13 protein-coding genes, 1 tRNA gene and 1 pseudogene are annotated in these 20,215 nt (G+C 34.2%); 10 read left to right on the top strand and 5 right to left on the bottom strand.

Annotated elements, in window-relative coordinates:
- Positions 1-123 precede the first annotated feature (123 nt).
- The 3 genes from CF67_RS00740 to purD form a co-directional block, all read right to left on the bottom strand.
- Positions 124-2,079: an exoribonuclease II gene (locus tag CF67_RS00740; RefSeq protein ID WP_034413096.1), complete on the bottom strand. Its 1,956-nt coding sequence runs from the start codon at positions 2,077-2,079 to the stop codon at positions 124-126.
- Positions 2,080-2,272: 193 nt separating this feature from the next.
- On the bottom strand, positions 2,273-3,676 hold the full coding sequence (locus CF67_RS00735) for a basic amino acid/polyamine antiporter (protein ID WP_034413095.1): 1,404 nt from the start codon (positions 3,674-3,676) through the stop codon (positions 2,273-2,275).
- A 634-nt stretch (positions 3,677-4,310) separates the two neighbouring features.
- On the bottom strand, positions 4,311-5,612 hold the full coding sequence (purD, locus tag CF67_RS00730) for a phosphoribosylamine--glycine ligase (RefSeq protein ID WP_034413093.1): 1,302 nt from the start codon (positions 5,610-5,612) through the stop codon (positions 4,311-4,313).
- A gap of 346 nt (positions 5,613-5,958) precedes the next feature.
- On the opposite strand from purD, the gene asnS reads away from it, so the two are divergent.
- The 5 genes from asnS to cydC all read left to right on the top strand — a co-directional run bounded on the left by asnS (position 5,959) and on the right by cydC (position 13,313).
- Positions 5,959-7,359: an asparagine--tRNA ligase gene (gene asnS / locus CF67_RS00725; RefSeq protein ID WP_034413091.1), complete on the top strand. Its 1,401-nt coding sequence runs from the start codon at positions 5,959-5,961 to the stop codon at positions 7,357-7,359.
- Between the two features lie 101 nt (positions 7,360-7,460).
- Positions 7,461-8,651: an amino acid aminotransferase gene (locus tag CF67_RS00720; protein ID WP_034413089.1), complete on the top strand. Its 1,191-nt coding sequence runs from the start codon at positions 7,461-7,463 to the stop codon at positions 8,649-8,651.
- A gap of 175 nt (positions 8,652-8,826) precedes the next feature.
- Complete coding sequence (gene trxB, locus CF67_RS00715; RefSeq protein WP_052538008.1) at positions 8,827-9,825, top strand: thioredoxin-disulfide reductase; 999 nt, start codon at positions 8,827-8,829, stop codon at positions 9,823-9,825.
- The gene (cydD, locus tag CF67_RS00710; RefSeq protein WP_034413087.1) at positions 9,818-11,584 is read left to right on the top strand and encodes a heme ABC transporter permease/ATP-binding protein CydD; all 1,767 of its coding nucleotides are present in this window, start codon (positions 9,818-9,820) and stop codon (positions 11,582-11,584) included. The genes trxB and cydD overlap by 8 nt, the downstream gene beginning before the upstream one ends.
- Positions 11,577-13,313 (top strand): heme ABC transporter ATP-binding protein/permease CydC, encoded by a 1,737-nt coding sequence (gene cydC / locus CF67_RS00705; protein WP_034413085.1) that lies wholly within the window; start codon positions 11,577-11,579, stop codon positions 13,311-13,313. Before cydD ends, cydC begins: the two co-directional genes overlap by 8 nt.
- A 65-nt stretch (positions 13,314-13,378) precedes the next feature.
- Here cydC and rluB read toward each other — a convergent pair.
- A pseudogene (rluB, locus tag CF67_RS00700) lies at positions 13,379-14,113 on the bottom strand (23S rRNA pseudouridine(2605) synthase RluB); the annotation flags it as partial.
- A 181-nt stretch (positions 14,114-14,294) separates the two neighbouring features.
- Between rluB and CF67_RS00695 the strand changes: the two are divergent.
- Together CF67_RS00695 and gspS2 are read left to right on the top strand one after the other, a co-directional pair.
- Positions 14,295-14,828, top strand: a complete 534-nt coding sequence (locus CF67_RS00695) for a septation protein A (protein WP_034413083.1) — start codon at positions 14,295-14,297, stop codon at positions 14,826-14,828.
- Positions 14,829-14,939: 111 nt separating this feature from the next.
- The gene (gene gspS2 / locus CF67_RS00690; RefSeq protein WP_034413081.1) at positions 14,940-15,323 is read left to right on the top strand and encodes a type II secretion system pilot lipoprotein GspS-beta; all 384 of its coding nucleotides are present in this window, start codon (positions 14,940-14,942) and stop codon (positions 15,321-15,323) included.
- 51 nt (positions 15,324-15,374) lie between these two features.
- Here the strand turns inward: gspS2 and serC are convergent, their stop codons facing one another.
- Complete coding sequence (gene serC, locus CF67_RS00685; RefSeq protein ID WP_034413079.1) at positions 15,375-16,472, bottom strand: 3-phosphoserine/phosphohydroxythreonine transaminase; 1,098 nt, start codon at positions 16,470-16,472, stop codon at positions 15,375-15,377.
- A gap of 381 nt (positions 16,473-16,853) precedes the next feature.
- On the opposite strand from serC, the gene CF67_RS00680 reads away from it, so the two are divergent.
- From CF67_RS00680 to CF67_RS00670, 3 genes are all read left to right on the top strand, one after another.
- Positions 16,854-17,396: a hypothetical protein gene (locus CF67_RS00680; protein ID WP_034413097.1), complete on the top strand. Its 543-nt coding sequence runs from the start codon at positions 16,854-16,856 to the stop codon at positions 17,394-17,396.
- 25 nt (positions 17,397-17,421) lie between these two features.
- A tRNA-Ser gene (locus CF67_RS00675) sits at positions 17,422-17,510 on the top strand.
- A 296-nt stretch (positions 17,511-17,806) separates the two neighbouring features.
- Complete coding sequence (locus CF67_RS00670; RefSeq protein WP_172642385.1) at positions 17,807-20,206, top strand: bifunctional diguanylate cyclase/phosphodiesterase; 2,400 nt, start codon at positions 17,807-17,809, stop codon at positions 20,204-20,206.
- The last annotated feature ends 9 nt before the right edge of the window (positions 20,207-20,215 follow it).

Below are 20,215 nucleotides of genomic sequence, written 5' to 3'. Positions count from 1 at the left end.
TTTTTTTTACGAAAATAAATTTAAACATAAATTACTAGATATATCAATTTGATAATATATAAAAATTTAATTTTATTATGAATAACGAAACTAATGAAAGTAAAATATACTTCTTTTCATCTTTCAAAAATTATCTATAACTGGCTTTGCAACCAAACGAAAACTATCTTGATCTACCTTTGTTAGTACTAATGTTACCATATCACCTAATCGATAAGAGAGTTTTTCATCAATGTATATGATCCCATTGTTAACATCGCATCTAATGCGTTCCTTATCTTCAACAATCAGAATACTAGGCACGAACACTGTTGCACCATTTTTTAATAAACGAGTATTCATCCCAGTTTGATTAATATCAAAAATCTCACCAACAAATTTTGATCTCTCCCTTAGCGCTTTAGAAAGAGCAAGAGTATACAGCCAACTTATAATACTACGTTCTACGACTCTGTGATGCTTGCGACATAAAGCGAGTTCCTGACAAATCGATCGATTTGGTATCTGTACCGGATCCTTACCCATAATATAAGCCTTAAGCATACGATGGTTAATCATATCACCATATTTACGGATCGGTGATGTCCAAGTAGCATAAACATCCAAACCCATAGCATAATGAGGCAATGGTTGATTGGTGATCTTAGTGTACGCTCGAAATTTACGTATACGCTTATCTAAATAACTTGTATCTTGCTGAGCTAACCAATGATATAATGCGATAAAGCCTTCTAATGTAATGATGCTTTTGGGGTCGTATGGAAATTTTTTTTCTAAACTAACTAACTTCACAACATCAGCAACTTGTTCCGCTTTAAATCCAGCGTGAGTATTGAAGATACCAGTTGAAAATGAAGATTGCAGTATTTTTCCTGCACAAATATTTGCTGTAACCATGGATTCTTCAACTAAACGGTTCGCACTGCGACGAGTATCACAATGAATGGTAACTGTATTGTTTTCTTCGTTTAATTCAAAACGATAATGGGTTTGATCTGGAAAAATAATTGCTTTTTTTCTACGCCAATTGGCTCTAATTTGAGATAATTCATAAAGATCACGAATTACTGCGCTAATCTCGTTGGTTGGTTTCCAATCCTTTGATTTTCCAGTCTCGATCCAATCTGACACTTGCTCATAAACTAAACGAGCATGAGACTGAACATGCGCGGCAAAAAATTTAACATTTTCTATCTCTCCGTCATTCTTTACTATTATTTTGCAACAAAGAGCCGGACGTATTTCATTTTCAACTAATGAACATAAATTATCAGATAAATTACGTGGTAACATTGGAATATCATAACCAGGCAAGTAGACAGTAAAACCACGCTCACGAGCAATTTTATCAATAGAATCTTCAGGAGTTATATAAGCTGTTGGATCAGCAATCGCTATCGTTAATTCAAAAGTGCCAAAATTGGTTTTTTTTGCATACAACGCATCATCTATATCTTTAGTTGATAGAGAATCGATAGTTACAAACGGAACACCTGTCATATCTACACGACTTAAATCTTCATCATCTTTAAGCGTCCACTGATCAAGAGTAGCAGGCTCACTACGAGATAAACCATTTTGTGCTAAAATTACATGAAATTGAGCCATTTGATCACGAGAATGAGTAATTTTTTCTGAAATTTCTACAAGAAAACCATCATCTCCTTTAAGAGGATGCCGAATTAGGTCAGCTAGAACCCAATCACCCTCAAAAAAATCTTTATAATCAAGCCCTTTCTTTACTCTTGCATTCAAAAATTGTTTCGTAAATTGTGGATAATTAGGTACAACTTTAATTTTTTTCTTTATTTTTCTTATACGACCAATAAAACGTTTTAAACTTTGTTTAATAAGTTTTTGAGGCTCAGCAGTGTTTTTTTTAACATGAAAGATTGCGACAACTCTATCTCCATGCATACACTTTTTCATATACTGAGGAGGAATAAAAATATCGGTTTTCGTACCTACTTTTAAGAACCCAAAACCTTTGCCTGTATCTTTGATTGTACCTTCCTTTTTAGGCAAATTTTCTTGCATTTCTTTCTTAAGCTGAACAAGTAGGAAATTATTTTGAAACATCTTATCTTCAACAAATTTAATATTATTTATAAGGTATGCAATCGTCTATTAATCGCTTATGAGATCAGTAAACATAAAATCCCACTTAGGTAAAAAAGATTAAAACTAGACATAACAAATAAAAATTTACCCTAAAGATTAATACACGCCTCAATTTGTCGAGGAGAAAAAACTTCTTTTTCAACAACATATACTAAAAATTTCCATTTCGCATCATATTTACACCGATTATGGCAACAAGCAGAAGTGCACCTATGCCGAAATATTCTAAATTTTTAAAAAACGGTAGACTTTGTTCCCTCCTTGAGTTGCAGTAAAAATAAAAACCAGGCAAATAAAGCACAGAAGACATAATTAAATAGTCTAAACCTGATGCATAAAACAACCAGACAGAGTACAACGTAGCACATAAACCAATAAACAACCCAGTGTTATTTCTTTGCTTTATAGAAAATTGCAAAACATAAGTACTGACAAGGAAATATGGAATAAGAATCATCTCAGACGCTATAAGTAATAATGTATTGTAGGTACTACCTGCGTACATCACAATGATTAAGGAAATTTGAGTACCTATACTAGTTAACATTAATCCTTTAACAGGGCTACCACAATAATTAGATTTTAAATAACTTTTTGGAAACAACTTTTCTTTGGCACATAAATATGGTACCTCAGAGGCAAGAAGTGTCCAAGTTAAAAAAGAGCCACAAACCGAAATGATTAGAGCGGTGCTAATAACGTATTCTCCCCAAGGACCAACGATTGAAGCTAGTACTTTAGCCATTGAGGGATTTTGGTATTGAGCAAGCTCCGTTGATTTAATAATACCCATTGAGAGCAATGTGACTAACATATAAATGAGTATAGCGAAAAAGAGACCAACTATAGTTGCATGACCAATATTTTTTCTATTCCTGGCACGCCCTGACAATACAATCGCTCCCTCAACACCAATAAATGCCCATACAGTAATTAACATAGTCGCTTTGACTTGTGACAAAATGCTGTGTTCTTTTCCAAAATGTAAACCAGCAAAGTCGAGTATAAAAGTATTCCAATTAAAAACAAATAGAGCACAAATAACAAAAAATGCTAAAGGAATAATTTTTATGAAAGTAGCGAGTAAATTTATGAATGCAGCATTTTTAAGACCACTTAAAACCAATATGTGAACTAACCAAAGGAAAAGAGAAGCAAACAAAATTGAAGTGATAGTATTGCCGGATCCAAACATTACTAAATTTGGCGTATCGAAGATCATACCTAGTGTGCTGAAAACAATGACTAAATACGATACATTAGCAAGCATAGCGCTAAGCCAATAACCCCAAGCGGAACAAAAACCAATTAAGTCTCCAAAACCATGTTTAGCGTAACCAAATATGCCGCTATCAACGTTTGGCTTGTTAAGAGATAAATATTGTAAAGCAAGCGCTAGAAAGAGCATACCTACAGCTGTTATTAACCAAGCAAGAGTCACTGCCGCTGAACCTGCAACAGCTGCCATATTTTGTGGCAAACTGAAAACCCCTGCACCTATCATAGAGCTGATCACCAAAGCAATCAGAGAAAAAAATCCAAGTTTGCTACTCATTGTTATTTCCATGCATTTAGATTTTCTGTTTTATTTTGAAAGAATTGTTGCTGGAGCAGCACTTTTACTCTAAGATTAAAGACGAACTTGAATAACCGAGATTACGCGGCAACCAGGACAAAAAATGCCCTCGATTTTTCGGGTTCCTATGTTGTTATGTTATTTCCCGCTTGCTCTGGGTCTATATGAACCCAATGCATACCTTCAGTAATTTCGGCAAATTCGTTAATATACTTACAATATGAACATCCAATCATCACCTATTTAGCATTCCTTAATTTAATTTTTCGGCTGATTATATAAGGTCTTAGCTTCATGTTTTAAGCTCGTTAGAATAGGAACATTTTTATCCATAACTACCTGCTGAAAATAACGAACCGAAAAAAATGAATAGTGTTGGCCTTACTTATATCCAATATTCACACAAAGCAGAACAAATCCGATTCAAGAGGATCAAAATAGTGTTTAGAAAAAAAATCACCACCATGTTTTAAACAATTGGCGATTTTATATACAAACCTCAAAGTGATGAATTTTTTTCAAAATTTGAAGTAATTCCTAACCCTATGCAATGACTTCCTAAATTAAAGATAACTGAGAACCCTAATGTTCTCTCATCACAGTTTGTTAATAATTAACTACCTTCTTTTTTTTCACGTTCATGAAGAATAGCTCTATAACCAATATCATTACGGTAGAACATACCCTTCCAACTAACTTTGTTTGCTAGACTATATGCAAACTTTTGCGCGTCATAAATTGTGCTACCTAAGGCTGTTGCACAAAGCACACGACCGCCATTTGTAACTATTTTACCAAAAGCATCATTTGCTGTGCCAGCGTGAAAAAGCTTACACTGTTTATCTTTCACCTCAGGCAAAGAGATAATATCACCTTTAACGTAATTTTGAGGATACCCATTTGCAGCAAGTATAACACTTACAGAAGCACGTGTATCCCACTTTAACTTAACTTTATCAAGTTTCCTATTTACAGCAGCGAAACAAAGCTCTAAAAAATCTGACTTCATACGTAACATGACAGCTTGCGTTTCAGGATCACCTAAACGACAATTATACTCAATAACTTTAGGCATACCATTAGCATCTATTATTAAGCCCGCATACAAAAAACCACTATACAGATGACCTTCTTCTTTCATGCCATGAATAGTTGGATAAATAATTTTTTTTAAAATACGATCATAGATCTCAGGTGTAATAACTGGATCAGGAGAGCATGAACCCATACCACCTGTATTAGCGCCAATATCTTTGTCACCAACACGTTTATAATCTTGGCTAGTTGCCATTGGAAGAGCATAAGAACCATCTGTTATCACAATAAAACTAGTTTCTTCGCCTTCAAGAAACTCCTCAATAACTACTTTTTTTTCTATTTTTCCAAAAGTATTTTCTAAAAAAATACCCTTAATGAAATTTTCCGCCTCTCCGAACGTCTTCGCAACGACTACCCCTTTACCTGCAGCGAGTCCATCGGCTTTAACAACAATTGGCAAACTTTGCCTACGTACATACGATAAAGCTGCTTCAATTTCACTAAATTTCGCGTAATCACCTGTCGGAATTGCATGACGAATTAAGAAATCTTTGGCAAATGATTTAGAACCTTCAAGTTGAGCTGCTGCTTCAGTTGGGCCAAATATTTTCAGACCTGCTTCACGAAACGCATCCACAACACCTATTACTAATGGCGCCTCGGGACCAACAATTGTAAGCGCCACTTCTCTTTCTTTAGAAAATTTAACTAAAGCAGATATATCTTCAACATCAATATCTATGTTTTTTAGCTTTGGCTCAAGGGCTGTACCAGCATTTCCAGGAGCAATAAATACAGTTTTTACATTTTGGTTTTGTGCTATCTTCCAGCCTAGAGCGTGTTCGCGTCCTCCAGCACCTATAATCAATATTTGCATTTAAACTCCGCAACTAATTTAGAAATGAAGAATTGTATCAAGTTCTAGTAATTAAGAAGAATACCTAGTGTTTAAAATAAAAATATATAAAGTTGGTTACGCTTCTCCAATTAATTCAGATTCGAAAGAGAGAAATGTATTACAAAATACACATTTGATTTGTAAAATTTATCTTTAATTTAGCAATTTATGGGCTGAAGCTCACAGTTCGAGAGGTAATATACAGTATTTTAATTACAAAAAATTATCTTGTTTTTCTGTCTCCAATACAACTATTCTTTAGCACGTTCATAGTGTGTCGGACTACTAAATTAAACCTATCCATCAATGGAGAATAAACTAACTTATGACTTACACACCTATAAAAAATGTGTTGCATGAAAAAATAGCTATAGACACTCAAGTAACCATTCGTGGCTGGGTTCGATCGCGTCGTGACTCCAAAGCTGGAATTTCTTTTCTTTGCATTTATGATGGCTCTTGTTTTGATTCAATTCAATCTATTATCCCTAATAATCTCAATAATTACAAAAATGAAATACTAAAGCTAACAACTGGTTGTTCTGTTGAAGTAACGGGGAAAATCGTGAAATCTCCTTCTCAAGGTCAAAAAATTGAACTTGCAGTAATCACTTTAAAAGTGATCGGTTGGATTGAAAACGCTCAAACCTATCCAATATCTAAAACCCGCCATTCTATTGAATATCTTCGTGAAGTAGCACACCTACGACCACGTACTAACATAATCGGTGCTATTACCCGAATACGTCATTGTTTATCTCAATCAATTCACCGATTTTATCATGAACAAGGTTATTTCTGGGTATCTACACCTCTAATTACCACAGTTGATACGGAAGGTTCAGGTGAAATGTTCCGCGTATCAACCTTAGATATAACTAATTTACCTCGAACAAAACAAGGTAAAATTAATTACAATGAAGATTTTTTTGGAAAAGAAACATTCCTAACTGTATCTGGTCAATTGAACGCTGAAGCCTATGCCTGCGCATTAAGTAAAGTCTACACATTTGGTCCAACATTTCGTGCTGAAAACTCGAATACAAGTCGCCATTTAGCTGAATTTTGGATGGTAGAACCGGAAGTAGCATTTGCAGGCTTACAGGACATTTCCAAGCTTTCAGAAACTATGCTTAAATATGTTTTTAAAGCAGTACTCGAAGAAAATTATGATGATTTATCTTTTTTAACTCAGAATATTAACAAAAAAATTATCCCTCGTTTAGAGAAGATGCTGGAATCTAATTTCTTGCATGTGAGTTATACCGATGCAATTCAAATTTTGCTAGCCTCGGAAAAAAAATTCGAGTTTGATGTCAAATGGGGTATTGATATGTCTTCTGAACATGAACGCTATTTAGTAGAAGAATACTTTAAAGCACCGGTCATAGTTGAAAATTATCCAAAAAAAGTCAAAGCTTTTTATATGCGCCTTAACGATGATGCTCAAACTGTAGCATCTATGGATGTGCTTATGCCTGGCATTGGCGAGATTATTGGCGGTTCTCAGCGTGAAGAACGTCTCGAAATTTTAGATGCACGAATGATGGAGATGGCTATTGAACCGAATAAAATGAACTGGTACCGTGACTTACGACGCTATGGCACTGTTCCTCATGCTGGTTTCGGTCTTGGTTTTGAGCGCTTAGTATCTTATGTAACAGGTATGAGTAACCTCCGTGATGTTATTCCGTTTCCTCGCACGCCTGGTTCTGCTAACTTTTAATAAACAGAAAAGTAAATATCAATGTTTTTTTGTTGGCTTTGCACATAGTTAGGTTTTACTTCATCTGTACCTTTTTCAAAATTAATATGGATAAAAGAATTATGTTTGAAAAGATTCTCGAAGCGAAAAGCGACTCTATCCTCGGATTAACAGAGGAGTTTAAAAAGGATACTCGTTCAAAAAAAATTAATCTTAGTATTGGTATCTATCAAAATGAAGAAGGTGAAACACCAATTCTTAAAACAGTCAAAAAAGCTGAACTAGCACTTCTAAAAACACAAAAAACTAAATCTTATTTAGCTATTGAAGGAAGTAGCGAATACGCTATCGCTGTTGAAAAATTATTATTCGGTTGTAATTCAGAAATTATTCGTCAAAAACGAGCGAAAACAGCACAAACGCCAGGCGGCACTGCCGCGCTTCGCATTGCTGGTGAATTTATCAAACGCCAATTAGGTGGAATTAGAATTTGGATCAGCAATCCTACTTGGGCTAATCATGCTCGAATATTTTCAGCCTCTGGTATCGAGATTGCTCGATATAGTTATTATGATAAACAAACAAAAGAAAAAAATTTTATTGAAATGATGAGCGATTTAAGCAAAGCTTCTACGGGTGATATTGTCTTACTGCAAGGTTGTTGTCACAATCCTACTGGTATTGATCTAACTTCAGAAGAATGGGAACAATTAGCTAGATTTTTTTCTCAAGAAGGTCTCATTGCTTTGTTCGATTTCGCTTATCAAGGTTTTGCTAACAAGGTCGAAGAGGATGCATCAAGTTTACGTATTTTCGCTAAACACAACACAGAAATCTTAGTAGCAACTTCGTTTTCTAAAAATTTCAGCTTGTATAATGAGCGTGTTGGGGCCTTTACGCTCCTCAGCATAAACGAAAAAATCGCAACTAGGGCATTTTCTCAAGTGAAAAATATTATTCGTTCCATTTATTCTAACCCACCAGCCCATGGAAGCAGTATCGTAACATGCATTCTTAATGATTCTGACCTTCGTTTAGAATGGGAAAATGAACTAGAAGAAATGCGCAACCGAATACAGGAAATACGTAAACTCTTTGTAAAAACTCTGAAAATGTTCAGTGCTAACGCTAGTTTAAATTTTATCAAAGATCAAAATGGCATGTTTTCACTTTCAGGTCTCTCAAAAGAACAAGTTATTGACTTAAAAGAAAAATTTTCTATTTATATCCTCGAATCTGGCAGAATAAATATGGCTAGTGTTACTAAATCTAACATACACCTAGTTTGTCAAGGCATAGCCTCAGTACTATAATCTTACTCTAAAGCAAAAACATTTGTTAGTCACCTAAACTTAGAATACAGTTTTATTGATAAATAATAAGTCTATATTTATCCTAGATACAAAACGATTTGAAGAAATTCGTGCACTGAGAACTTTATTATTATATCCTCGAGACGTAGAAAATCTAAGCGATGCAGGAAGCAAAATGGAGAAAATAATACATCATAAGCTATTAATTCTAGGATCAGGTCCAGCTGGCTATACTGCAGCTATTTATGCTGCTCGTGCTGGACTGCATCCGGCTCTTATTACAGGAATTCAAGAAGGTGGACAACTTTCAAGTACAATGGAAATCGAAAATTGGCCTGGAGAAATGGAAGGCTTAAGTGGACCCGATTTGATGGACCGCATGAAAAAACACGTAAAACGCTTTGGCACTCAAATAATAGTTGATCATATTCATACAGTTGATTTCAAGCAGTCTCCTTTCTACTTAGAAGGCAATGCTCGATACACATGTAATTCCTTGATCATTTCAACAGGTGCGTCAGCTCAATACCTAGGCCTAGAATCAGAAGAAAAATTTAAAGGTCGTGGAGTTTCCGCGTGTGCAACTTGTGATGGCTTTTTCTATCGTAAGAAAAAAGTAGCGGTTGTTGGTGGTGGTAATACAGCTGTTGAGGAAGCGCTCTATTTATCAAACATTGCTTCTGAAGTCCATCTAATTCATCGTCGTAATTCCTTCCGTGCAGAAAAAATCCTTCTAGATCGCTTAAAAAAGAAAATCGAGCATGGAAAAATCGTACTACATAAAGAGTGCATAGTCAACGAAATCCTAGGCAATGATATGGGAGTGACAGGTATACTTATAAAAGACACTGGCTCTGATATAATTGAAAAAATTGATGTTATAGGAGTGTTTATTGCTATTGGTCATCAACCAAATACTGCAATTTTTAAAGGGAAATTGAAAATGAAGGACGATTATATTATCGTCCAATCTGGTCTTGTTGGAAATTCAACGCAAACAAGTATTGAAGGCATTTTCGCTGCTGGCGATGTGATGGATCATCATTACCGTCAGGCGATTACCTCTGCAGGCACTGGCTGTATGGCTGCCCTGGATGCTGAACGTTATTTAGATCGAGTGCTAAACAGTGATATAAGTAAGCAGAAATTATTGTTAAAATCTAAAAATGTATAAAAAAAAACAACGCTTTTTAAATAAATGGCTAGAGAAAAAAAGCAAGCTATCAAAACGTTATATAACGTTAAGCATTACCCTTGGAACAATGTCAAGCATATTTTTGTTGATACAATCTGCTTTCCTAGCTTTCATCTTGCATCAGTTAATTATAGAAAAAGTTGATAAATTAGAGCTTAGCTCTTACTTTTTTGCATTAGCTATCATAGTTTTTTTTCGTGCAATATGCACTTGGGGAAAAGAAGTTGCTAGCTTTCATTGCGGCAAAAAAATACGCACTCATATACGGCAGCTCGTTCTGGATAAACTAGGCGCACTTGGACCTGCTTATATTAAAAACAAGCCAATGGGATCCTGGGCAACTTTGCTACTAGAACAAATAGAAGGTATGCAAGATTACTTTTCACACTATTTACCACAAAGATCACTTGCGTTGCTTGTACCCCTTATTATCTTAGCCATTCTTTTTCCACTTCATTGGAAAATAGCTTTGATTTTCTTGTGTACAGCACCCTTTATCCCAATCCTTATGACTTTAGTTGGTCGCAAAGCGGCAGAGGCTAATCGAAAAAATTTCAAGGCATTGCAACGCTTATCCAGTCATTTCTACGATCGAATCCAGGCTATGACGACTATTCGATTATTTGACCGTGTTAAAGCTGAAGTGGAAATATTGAAAAATACGTCTGATACGTTTAGGATTCGTACAATGAGTATACTTAAGATTGCTTTTTTATCATCATCAATTCTTGAGTTTTTTACTTCTATGTCTATCGCTATCATTGCTATTTATCTTAGTGTGCATCTTGGTGATAGACTCCATTTCGAGGACTATAAATTAGAAATTTCCCTCTTTTCTAGTTTGTTTATTCTAACTATTACTCCTGAATTTTACCAACCATTACGTAATCTTGGAACTTTCTACCACGCTAAACAGCAGGCAATTGGATCCGCTGAAAGTATTGTTAAATTTTTAGGTAAAGACACAAAAAATAAGGTACGATTAGCAAAACTAGATTTGCCATCGCTCCCTACTATACAAATCGAGGCATCCGATTTTAAAATATATAACTCAAAAGGTGCTAAATTAGTTGGCCCAATTTCGTTCAATATCAGAAATAACGAAATAACAGCTCTTGTCGGTCCAAGCGGTTCAGGAAAAAGTAGCTTGATCAATGCAATTCTCGGTTTTTTACCCTACAAAGGAAGCCTTAAAATAAATGGAGTTGAATTAAGAGATATCGACTATGCTTGCTGGCATAAACAAATTAGCTGGGTTGGACAAAATCCATTATTACTACATGCTACAATTAGAGAAAACCTAACTCTAAATAATGGAAATACTTCTGATGTAACTTTAAAAGAAGCGTTGAAAGACTCTTTTTCATCTGAATTTGTTTATAAGCACGGGCTAAACTATCAAATTTCAGATCGCTCTGGTCGCCTTTCAGTTGGTCAGGTACAACGTTTAGCAATCGCTCGCGCTATGTTACAAAATGGATGTTTTTGGTTACTCGATGAGCCAACTGCAAGCCTCGATGCTAACAGTGAGAAATTGGTAATGAAAGGATTGAAAAAATACACTGATAATAAAACATCTCTGATAATTACCCACCAAGTAGCAGCACTGGAGAACGCTCAACAAATACTAGTAATGCACGCTGGAAAGCTTGTTGAAAGAGGGAATTTTGTCACACTGTCCAAACAAAGCGGACTTTTCAGCCGTATGTTACTTAATGAAGGACACTTAGATGCGTGAGTTATTTCCTTACTTTAAACTTTATAAAAAACATTGGGTTATATTAGCCTTCGGAATGATACTTACGTTTCTAGCACTTTTTTCTTCCATTGCTCTACTCACTTTATCTGCTTGGATTATATCTTCGGTAACAATTTCTGGATTAAGTGTAGCTTATAAAGCACTCAGTTATACATTTCCCAGAGCTTTCATCATTTTTTTTTCCATAAGTAGGACACTTAGCCGATGGAGTGAACAGGTTGTTAACCATAATATAACCTTTAAACTATTATCTGATCTGCGAGTTCTATTTTTCAAAAAAATTGCACCACTTATACCGGGAAAAATCTCTAATCTTCGAGATGCTGACCTACTTAACCGCTTAATTTCAGATATCAATTCGATGGATCATATCTATTTACGTTTAATCACTCCAGTTATTGTTGGTATTGCATGTATTATCACACTCACTATATTTTTATGCTCCTTTAGTATAAGTATTGGATTAACACTTGGTGCTATATTACTTCTCTTATTACTAATATGGCCAGTAATTTTTTACAAATTAGGAAAACGTAACGGTGTGAAATTAGTTCAATATAGAACGCAATTAAGAACAGCAACTCTTGATTGGTTACAATGTTACGCTGAGTTGACGCTGTTTGGATCAGAAAGACGTTACTATAACGCTATTTTAAAAGCACAACAGAGGCTTATATCTAAACAATTGGTTGATGCTCATTTATCTGGTTTAGCTAAAGGGTTGCTCATTCTAATAAATGGGTTAATTTTACTGTTAATGTTATGGTTTTCAAGTAGTTTAGAAATCGGACAACCAAGCTCTGTGTTTGTGATTGTAGTATTTGCTTACATGGCGAGTTTTGAACTGCTGACTCCAATCGCTGGAGCATTCCAGTTCCTTGGCCAAACCATGACATCAGCACATCGAATCAACCAAATACTTTTATCTGAACCAGAAATACACTTTCCAAAGAAAATAATACGTCATAATCCCAATTATTCCATTAAGTTTAAAAATGTTAGTTTCCAATATCCAAACAGTACTCAACAAGCACTATGCAATATCAATCTAATTGTTCCATTTCAACAAAAGATTGCAATCGTCGGCCAAACTGGATCAGGCAAATCTACTTTATTACAATTACTTTTTCGTTATTGGTCTCCTCAAGAAGGTATAATATCTATTGCAGATAAATCCTTAAACCAATGGAATGAAAGTCAACTAAGACAAGCAATTAGTGTTGTTAATCAACGTGTCCATATACTAAATGCTACATTGCGCAACAACTTAATTATGGCTTCTTCAAGTGCAGATGATCACCTTTTATCAGAGGTTCTTATTAAGGTTGGTTTGGAACCATTACTTTACGATCAAGGATTAGATACTTGGTTAGGTAATGGTGGGAGACAATTGTCAGGTGGCGAAAAACGACGTATTGATATTGCAAGAGCACTACTCCACAACGGTCCAATTTTACTTCTAGATGAACCAACTGAGGGACTCGATAAACACACAGAACAAGAAATTATACAATTATTAGAATCTAATTTTCTTAATAAAACAGTTATCTTTATTACTCATCGCTTAGTGAATCTTGATAAAATGAACATGATCTTCTTAATTGAAGAAGGAAAAATTATTGAATCTGGTTCTCATCAAGATCTCCTTTCCAAAAAAGGACGTTATCACAAGCTAATTCAAGTTAATAACTCGATATGCCTTCATTAATTTTTTTAAAATACTCATCTTGATTTATAAAAGTACTTAACGTTTACAAGGTTCTTTTAGAATGAGAGCTGAACAGCACTTCGAAGATGGTTAATCTCTTTTAACTTGAGTTCAATAGAAACTCCAGGTCGTAATCTTCTATTTAAAACAATATCACCATAGCGAGTACGTTTTAAACGGCTAACTATTAGATTTTGAGAACTCCACAAACGACGAACCGCACGATTACGGCCTTCTTTAATCACTACATAGAAAGTGTGATTCATACTTTGACCACCAATATAAAAAACATTTTCAAAACGAGCTATACCATCCTCAAGTTCTACACCGGAAATCAAATTTTGAATTTTTTTTTCATTCAACTTTCCAAATACACGCACTAAATATTCACGCTCGAGTTCAAAACTAGGATGCATAAGACGATTTGCTAATTCACCATCAGTAGTAAAAAGGAGCAGACCAGATGTGTTGATATCTAAACGACCGACAGAAATCCAACGACACCTATGGATTTTAGGCAAATGATCAAATACAGTACAACGACCTTGAGGATCATAACGAGTACAAAGTTCTCCATTTTTCTTATAATAAGCAAGCATTCGACAAATGACTTTGTCGAGAGCATTTACCATAACAACACGCGAATCAATACGTATAGTAGCATTCTTATCTTCTAAATAATCACCCAACGTAGCTACAATGCCATTGATGCTAACACGACCACCTCGAATCAATGATTCTAACCTACGACGAGATCCATATCCTGAACGTGCTAAAACTTTTTGCAATTTTTCTCTCATCTATACCTATCTTTCACAGAAATTATAATTTTTACTGAAAACCGCTTAATTTTTCATAAGAATACTACATTCGAAATTTAGATTAAAAAAACAATTTCTTCCTATTTAACGCCTAATATATTTCATATTTTAAAAAATTTTGGTTAGAATACCATTACATAATTCGTTATTGTACGTTAGAGTGAAACAGATTATTGATTTTGTACCTCTTTTGTTCTTTTTTATACTTTACAAACTATATGATGTTTACATAGCAACTGGGGTTCTAGTTATCGCCTCCACTCTCCAAGTTATTGTAACTTTCGTATTTTACAAAGAAGTGAAAAAGATGCAATTAGCCTCTTTCATTATATTGGTCGTGTTTGGTAGCATGACAATATTTTTACATGATGACAACTTCATAAAATGGAAAGTGACGATTACATATACTGCTCTTTCAATTCTTTTATCCGCAAGCCATTTGTTGGGTCGTCCAGCAATCAAAGGTATGTTAAGTAAAGAAATTACCCTACCAGATGATATTTGGTCTAAAATAAATTGGGCATGGGTGTGTTTTTTTCTATTTTGTGCAGGTTTAAATATTTATATTTCATATGAATTTTCCACGGATGTATGGGTCAACTTTAAAGTCTTTGGTCTGTTGATTGCCACTTTTATCTTTACTCTATTCACCAGTATCTATATTTATAAGCATATGAAAAAAAAAGAGAAATGATTTTTTCTGTAAATCTTAAATATTATTGGAAGTAATATCTAATTAATTTCGCTATTCTGAAATTTATTTTTTAGAATCAACAAAATCTTACCTCAGAAGATATTCAAGATCATGAATAAAAAGAGAGTCGCTCTTCTTTCCTTGGCACTATTAACTGCTTGCTCTCTAAGTTCAAATAACCAAACACAGCTTGAGCTGATTGCCGAGAATCGAGCTAATTTACTTAATTCTAAACTTCCTTTAGAGCGTGGACTATTATCAATAATGCACGTTGTAGCAAAGAAAACAACAATTGAAATTTCAATTCTCTATAACAAGGACGTCAAAAACACCGGAACTTTGAACAAAATACTTAACGTAAGTACCAGAAATTACTGTCAAAATCCCGATATTAAAAAAAATCTTAACGTTGGAATTAAATATCTAATTAAAATACACAATAATCGTGGCCGATTAATAACCGAGCAACATATTGATCAGAATAGCTGTTCTTAATAAGACAAGCTATATTGGATTAAAATAATCGGCAACTTGACTTTTATGACTCTAAGTGAGGTATTTTTTTTCAAATTCACACATAAATCCTACTAACGCTTTCACACCTTCAATTGGCATAGAGTTATAGATGGAAGCTCGCATACCACCAACTGAGCGATGTCCTTTCAGTTCCATCAAACCGGACTCTGATGCTTGCATAAGAAATTTAATGTTGAGTTCTGGTTTTGCTAATTGAAATGGTACATTCATTATCGAACGATTTTCAACATGTACATTATTTTCATAAAATTTTGATTCATCAATATAATTGTAAAGGATAGAAGCTTTCTCGCGATTGATTTGCTCTATTGCCTTAACTCCACCTTGTTTTTTTAACCACTTGAAAACTAAACCAGATAAATACCACGCAAACGTTGGAGGAGTATTAAACATTGACTTTTTCTCGGCTAACACTTTATAATTTAATATGCTTGGAAGCAAGCTGTTTGAAAGTTCAAGCAAATCATTCCGAACAATCGTGACGCAAATGCCTGCAGGACCAATGTTTTTTTGAGCTCCAGCATAAATTACACCATACTTCGACACATCAATTTCTCTCGATAAAATAGTCGAAGACATATCTGCAACGATTGGTTTATCAGTTTGAGGAAGATCGTTAATCTCAATACCATCAATAGTTTCATTTGGACAGAAATGAACATAGGCGGAATTCGAATCAATTTTCCACTCTTTAGCCAAGATAACTGAATTTTTACCACCTTTTTTTATTTTGGCTTTAAAAATATCTATATCACAATATTTTTTTGCTTCTTTAGCTGCACTTTTTGCCCAGTAACCGGCATCAATATAAGTCGCTTGTTTACTGTTACCAAGAAGATTTAAAGGAACGGCTGAAAATTGAGCACGAGCGCCACCTTGGCAAAATAAAATCTCGTAGTCACTAGGTATATTAAGCAAATCTCGAAGGTCTTGTTCTGCCTCTTCTGCAACTTGAAGAAAAAATCGACTTCGATGACTAATTTCCATTACAGATAAACCTAAATTTTTCCAATTGACAAACTCAGCCTGTGCTTGCTTCATAGCTGCCTTTGGTAATCCGGCTGGACCAGCGCTAAAATTGAATACATTTCTTAAAATTAATCCCATAAATTTTATTACTCCAACTTTTCACTTGCAGTCAAACCCTAATTCTACTAATGAATGGACAAAACAATTGTTTTTTCCGTGAAAAAATATCATTACTCAAAAAGCTTTTTCAATAAATTATTATTAGCAACAAATTTCTATATGTTTAAATTGCCTTAATTTCATAATCTTATCGTTGAACTAATCTAAAATAACAATAATATGTTTTATATAATTAATTCATTGATACTGCGAGCACTTAATTTTTTAAAAAATTGGAAAAATAATGTTTTTTATTAACAATAAACTACAAAAATACTTTATAATTTTTGAAGATTAAATTAGAATGCTGCGTTTTTTAGAAAATGGAAATAACTAGTGAATAATAGGTTTATTGTGACTATACGTAAGATAACTATTACTGCTTTGCTTTTGTTGATATCTAGCCAAGCGTTTACAAAGATCGATCCAGATAACCCTGCGATTATGAGTAACTTTGGCTATGACTACATTGAAACTAGAGTAAATGCAAGTCCCATCACTTTTGGTGCTGCAATTAGTGAATCTATCCATCCAAATGCTCATGCTGTTGCAAGGATAGATTCCGATTTTGAAAGTGACTACGATGCAGTTTTAGGTTTAGGCTTTCATGCTCCAGTTAATAACTGGGCAGATCTAATGGGTGAAATGCTGTTCCATATTCAAGATAAAGGAGAAAATACAAATACTGGTATGGAACTTAACTTAGGTGTCCGACAATGGCTAGGACCACAATTAGAAGTAGGCATGATAGCTGGCTACATTTCTATCGAAAACGATAATCACTGGTTAGGTTCAGCTTATGCTCGTTTTCATTCAACTGAGCTTTTTTCTTTAGGCATAGCAGCACGTATTAATAATGCATACAACGATCAGTTAATGCTAACTACTCGCTTCAAGCTTTAAATGAATAATCTATACATCTTTACCAGGTGAGTTGTCCGAGTGGCTTAAGGAACACGCTTGGAAAGCGTGTGTATGGAAAACGTACCGAGAGTTCGAATCTCTCACTCACCGCCAGTTCTTCAAACATAAAGATTTCTAATTACCTTCATTTGTTATGGACATTTTTTCAAAATTTCCAAATAACTCTCACCACACACGTAAAAAACATGCTTCAAAACTGTAAATTTTTATCTACTCCTTAAGAACAGGAAAACGTAAAAATCGTTGATGACAATCTTGAAAAAAAAATGAAGCAACACTACTATTAACCAGTGCAGCTTACGTCGTTATTATGGAATAATTAATAAAATACTATGGATGTTTTTACCGATAAAAAGCTTGTCAAAATAGTTCGTTACTTTCCTTTTTGTATGGTGAGTATATTTATCACTGTTTTATTCGTGATACTCGCGAGCAACAATCAGAAAAAAACTCGTGATTTGGTTGATGGATTAAGATCTGACTATATTGGAAACCAGAAAACGTCAATAAAACAAAGAGTACAGTCAGTTGTTGATAAAATCAACTATGAACAGACGCAAACAGTTAATCTGTTAGAAAAAAATATTTATTCCAGGGTTTTAGAAGCACATCAAATAGCCAGTAACATATACCAGAAAAATTCTTATCAAAGCAAATCTGTTATTTCAAAAAATATTTATAATGCACTAAATCCAATACGTTTTAATGAAAACAGAGGATATTTTTTCATTTTCACAATGCAAGGTGTCAGTGTATTGCACCCTCTCATACCTCAGATAGAAGGTCAATCAAAGATAAAGTTACAAGATGTTCATGGTACTTTCATTCTTAAGGAGCATATTGATTTAATCAAAAAATCAAAAAATGGTGAAGCTTTCTATCGTTGGTGGTTTAGAAAACCTGGACATGGTGATACAGAGTTTGAAAAAATTGGTTTTGCTAAACGATTCGAAGAGTATGATTGGCTCATAGGGACTGGAGAATATGTTTCTGACGTACAAAATAGTATAAAAAAAAATTTACTCAATTGGTTATCCAATTTCTCTTTTGGAAATGATGGTTTTGTCATTGTAACAAATTATGATGGGAAGGTGTTATCTCATATCAAACAAACTTTGATTGGTCATCAATGGGAGTACGCAAGCTTTCTTAGTTCTTTAACTCTTGCTGACAATCAAGGAGATTTCATTAAAGTACAGAACAATCTTACTAGAAAATCTCAAATCTTTTATGTTCATAGCTTTCCTCTTTGGGAATGGTTTTTGATAGCTCCTGTTTCATTATCTAAGATTGATACTTATCTAATTGATAAAGAAAAAAAGTTGATAATAGAAGGTAAAGCGGCTTTATATAAAATATTAGTTGCTTGTACTATTTTTGCACTGGTACTTGGTATTATTTCCATCTACATTGGGAACTATATAAACCGACGTTTTTATGATTTTCAAAGCAAAATACAAGATAGCTTTTCTAAGTTAAAAGAAAGCCAAGGTCAGCTAGAATACTTAGCTCATCACGATCCTTTAACAGGTTTAGCGAATAGAACAAAACTAAGCAAGCAACTAGAATGTGCTATAAAAATGTGTCATTCGACTAAAACAATGCTAGCAGTTATGTTTGTCGACATTGATGATTTCAAAAAGATCAATGATCAGTATGGACACCGATTTGGCGATAAATTTATAAAATTAATTGGCCAGAAAATTAAAAGTCTCGTTGGGAAACATGATATAGCTGCGAGATTTGGTGGAGACGAATTTATTGTTTGTTTTTCTTTAATTAAGAGTGAACAAGAAATTAAGGCTAAATCATATAAACTTCTAGCTTTATTTGAAAATACGATCACACTTAATGGGGTAAGATTAAAAGTTTCCAGTAGCATAGGAATAGCTGTCTATCCTAAAGATGGAGAAAATGAAGAGGAATTGATTAGCAAATCTGATATCGTACTATACAGAACAAAAGAAAAATGCAAGGGCACTGCTCTATTTTACGACACAAATATCAACAAAGAAGTTCAATACCAATTTTTATTGGAAGATGAGCTCTCTTCTGCACTAAGAAATGATGAGATCAGCGTCGTTTATCAACCTCAAGTAGACACTCAAACTGGCCAGCTTAAAGCTGTTGAGGCCCTCTGTCGTTGGAATAATAAAAAACTTGGTTTAATACCAGCGCAACAGTTTATACCCATAGCGGAAAGTAAAGGTTTAATCCATTCAATTGGCGATTATATATTTTCCAAAGCATGCGCTGATATTCATCATTTTTGCGCTAATACTAACCAATCAATCGGTCTATCTATCAATGTGTCTCCTCTCCAACTTCTAGAATCTAACTTTGCTTTTAGATTAAAAGAATTTGTAAATAATATCGGTGTTCTCATACAAAATATCACTATAGAAATTACAGAAAATGTGCTTATTGAAGATATAGCTCAAGTAAAACCGATATTGGATGAAATAAAAGAATATGGTTTTGGAATTTCCTTAGATGACTTTGGTACGGGCTATTGCTCTTTAAGTTATCTGAGTCAACTTCCTATTACTGAAATAAAAATAGATCGAACCTTTGTACAAGCAATCGGACAAGACAAACAGATTGAAAATGTGATGAAATCAATTTTAGCGGTAGCAAACGTATCTAAGTTAATTGTTGTAGCAGAAGGTGTTGAATGCTATGAGCAAAGTCTATGGCTTAAAAATAATAAATGTCAATTATCACAAGGCTATCTTCATGGTCAGCCTATGAAACTGGAAGCTCTGTTTCAAAAATACAAGAAAAAATAAAAAATCACC

The organism is Candidatus Photodesmus blepharonis (genome assembly GCF_000731795.2).
In the GTDB taxonomy this organism is placed as follows: domain Bacteria; phylum Pseudomonadota; class Gammaproteobacteria; order Enterobacterales; family Vibrionaceae; genus Vibrio; species Vibrio blepharonis.
The sequence above is the reverse complement of the archived record's forward strand: the minus strand, read 5'-3'. Positions and strand labels throughout refer to the sequence as shown.

Bases quoted from the DNA above. Each gene is read 5' to 3' on its own strand.
- CF67_RS00740 (WP_034413096.1), bottom strand. From the start codon at position 2,079: ATGTTTCAAAATAATTTCCTACTTGTTCAGCTTAAGAAAGAAATGCAA.
- CF67_RS00735 (WP_034413095.1), bottom strand. From the start codon at position 3,676: ATGAGTAGCAAACTTGGATTTTTTTCTCTGATTGCTTTGGTGATCAGC.
- purD (WP_034413093.1), bottom strand. From the start codon at position 5,612: ATGCAAATATTGATTATAGGTGCTGGAGGACGCGAACACGCTCTAGGC.
- asnS (WP_034413091.1), top strand. From the start codon at position 5,959: ATGACTTACACACCTATAAAAAATGTGTTGCATGAAAAAATAGCTATA.
- CF67_RS00720 (WP_034413089.1), top strand. From the start codon at position 7,461: ATGTTTGAAAAGATTCTCGAAGCGAAAAGCGACTCTATCCTCGGATTA.
- trxB (WP_052538008.1), top strand. From the start codon at position 8,827: ATGGAGAAAATAATACATCATAAGCTATTAATTCTAGGATCAGGTCCA.
- cydD (WP_034413087.1), top strand. From the start codon at position 9,818: ATGTATAAAAAAAAACAACGCTTTTTAAATAAATGGCTAGAGAAAAAA.
- cydC (WP_034413085.1), top strand. From the start codon at position 11,577: ATGCGTGAGTTATTTCCTTACTTTAAACTTTATAAAAAACATTGGGTT.
- gspS2 (WP_034413081.1), top strand. From the start codon at position 14,940: ATGAATAAAAAGAGAGTCGCTCTTCTTTCCTTGGCACTATTAACTGCT.
- serC (WP_034413079.1), bottom strand. From the start codon at position 16,472: ATGGGATTAATTTTAAGAAATGTATTCAATTTTAGCGCTGGTCCAGCC.
- CF67_RS00670 (WP_172642385.1), top strand. From the start codon at position 17,807: ATGGTGAGTATATTTATCACTGTTTTATTCGTGATACTCGCGAGCAAC.